This is a genomic window from Glycocaulis sp. (assembly GCF_052168375.1).
Classification (GTDB): Bacteria; Pseudomonadota; Alphaproteobacteria; order Caulobacterales; family Maricaulaceae; genus Glycocaulis.
Genome location: NZ_JBQLZR010000323.1, coordinates 1 through 1,654 on the forward strand (window position 1 = coordinate 1; position 1,654 = coordinate 1,654).

Annotated in this window: 2 protein-coding genes; one reads left to right on the top strand and one right to left on the bottom strand. The window is 63.7% G+C overall.

All coding sequences use genetic code 11. The annotated features are described in order from the left end of the window. Window positions 1-646: adenosylhomocysteinase (locus ACTS2Z_RS13420; RefSeq protein WP_442573713.1), on the bottom strand; the 646-nt coding region annotated here is incomplete at its 3' end. A gap of 245 nt (window positions 647-891) precedes the next feature. Here ACTS2Z_RS13420 and ACTS2Z_RS13425 point away from each other — a divergent pair. Beyond that, on the top strand, window positions 892-1,654 hold a 763-nt coding region (locus ACTS2Z_RS13425), incomplete at its 3' end, for a hypothetical protein (protein ID WP_442573714.1).

A 1,654-nucleotide genomic window follows, 5' to 3' on the forward strand; every position in this document is an offset into this window, starting at 1 on the left:
CGAGCTCGCCACGCTTGGCCATCTGGTAGAGGCGCATCACGCCGGTCGTGGTCTCTTCTGAGACACCCTTGATGCTGGCCTTGGCCTTGGCAAACCAGCCCGGGCTTGCCTTCATGCGGCGGCGGATCGTGTCGAACAGCCAGCGCTCTTCTTCCGATTTCGGCTCACCGAGCGCGGACGGGTCTTTCTCCGCCTTTTCGCCCAGTTGCAGATACATCGTGGCATCGCCGCCATCATCGAGGATCATGTTGGCCGTTTCGCCGTTCGGCCAGTGGAAGATGGCGTCGGCATAGTCCCAGTATTCCTGCAGCGTCTCGCCCTTGACGGCGAAGACCGGAACGCCGGTCTCGGCGATGGCGGCCGCTGCATGGTCCTGGGTAGAGAAGATATTGCACGAGGCCCAGCGCACTTCGGCACCGAGCGCCGTCAGGGTCTCGATCAGCACGGCGGTCTGCACCGTCATGTGCAGCGAACCGGCAATGCGCGCGCCCTTGAGCGGCTTGGAATTTCCGAACTCTTCGCGCAGCGCCATCAGGCCGGGCATCTCGATCTCGGCCATGTCCAGCTCAAGCCGGCCCCAGCGGGCGAGCGACAGGTCCTTGACGAGATAGTCTTTGCCTTCAGGCGTGTTGAACAGCAGGGTCATGGATGATCCTTCTTCTTCGCAAATTCGAAAGCGGGAGCGCTTGATCCGCGCGGTGTATAGACCGGCATGGGCCTCGGAGCAAACCGTCCGATTGGCTCTGTCATCGCGCTGACACGGGGATTTTGCAAACAAGAGGTTAAACCGGCCCGTTTTTTGTATACACTCTGTTAACGAGGGGCGTCAGTGCCATTGGCTTACAGCTGGACGAGCACGAAAACGGCGCGTGATGAGGGGATTTTTGAGGCATGGCAATTCTGCCGACAGCACATGCTACCCAGCGTTTTGGCAGCCGGGGCATCGACTTCTATGTCGCGCCCGGCCAGGTGATCGGTTCCGATCCGCGCGCCCGCGCTGACGAGCGCCGCATCCAGGATCTGGACGGCGAACGCCATCCGGTCCGCATCGGGGGACGCGATTTCGCGCTGGAAGCAGGCGATTATGCCGCCGTCATCCGGCTTCAGCCGGGGCCAAAGCGCCGCTCGCGCCCGGTGGCGGTCGTCAATTACCGCACCCAGACCTGGACGCGCACCAGCCAGGACAATACCAGCCTGTTGTCGAGCGCCGGCGTCTCGCGCAGCGCCAACTGGATGCTGACCGTCTTTGCAATGGTCGCACTGGCCCTGCTCATCGCCTGGCCCCAGCTTGCAGGCCTTGCCGGCCTGATGGCTCCGGGCCTTGCCGCCACCCTGCCCGAATTTGACGTCTTTGCCTTCCTCACCGGTGCCCAGCCCGGCCTTGCCGATGCCCGCCTCGAAAGCGCGGCTCCGGGACTGGCTTCCGCTATCGGCGCCATGGCACCGGCACTGTCCGGACAGGAAAACGCGGTGATGTTTGCCGGGCTTGTGGCAGCAGGCACGCTGATTGCCTTTGGCGCACGCTCGTGGCGCTTTGCCTGGGTGCCCGTCTTCCTCGTCCTTTTGCTGGCAGCAGCTATTGCCGTGGACGGCGCTGCCAACGCGGCCATTCCGGCCCTGCTGGCCCTGGCCGGCGCCACGCTCTTCTTCATTG